Source organism: Acinetobacter sp. 1566109 (assembly GCF_000582255.1).
GTDB lineage: Bacteria > Pseudomonadota > Gammaproteobacteria > Pseudomonadales > Moraxellaceae > Acinetobacter > Acinetobacter nosocomialis.
In genome coordinates, this window is record NZ_JEYB01000210.1 from 1 (window position 1) to 785 (window position 785).

A 785-nucleotide genomic window follows, 5' to 3' on the forward strand; every position below is an offset into this window, starting at 1 on the left:
TGAGATTAGCATCACATCGCTGTGTAGCAACCCTTTGTACCGACCATTGTAGCACGTGTGTAGCCCTGGCCGTAAGGGCCATGATGACTTGACGTCGTCCCCGCCTTCCTCCAGTTTGTCACTGGCAGTATCCTTAAAGTTCCCGACATTACTCGCTGGCAAATAAGGAAAAGGGTTGCGCTCGTTGCGGGACTTAACCCAACATCTCACGACACGAGCTGACGACAGCCATGCAGCACCTGTATCTAGATTCCCGAAGGCACCAATCCATCTCTGGAAAGTTTCTAGTATGTCAAGGCCAGGTAAGGTTCTTCGCGTTGCATCGAATTAAACCACATGCTCCACCGCTTGTGCGGGCCCCCGTCAATTCATTTGAGTTTTAGTCTTGCGACCGTACTCCCCAGGCGGTCTACTTATCGCGTTAGCTGCGCCACTAAAGCCTCAAAGGCCCCAACGGCTAGTAGACATCGTTTACGGCATGGACTACCAGGGTATCTAATCCTGTTTGCTCCCCATGCTTTCGCACCTCAGCGTCAGTGTTAGGCCAGAGGGCTGCCTTCGCCATCGGTATTCCTCCAGATCTCTACGCATTTCACCGCTACACCTGGAATTCTACCATCCTCTCCCACACTCTAGCCAACCAGTATCGAATGCAATTCCCAAGTTAAGCTCGGGGATTTCACATTTGACTTAATTAGCCGCCTACGCGCGCTTTACGCCCAGTAAATCCGATTAACGCTTGCACCCTCTGTATTACCGCGGCTGCTGGCACAGAGTTAGCCGGT

General features: G+C 52.2%; 1 rRNA gene. It reads right to left on the reverse strand.

From position 1 onward, the window contains the following. A 16S ribosomal RNA gene (locus J582_RS0105620) occupies nt 1-785 on the reverse strand; the annotation flags it as partial.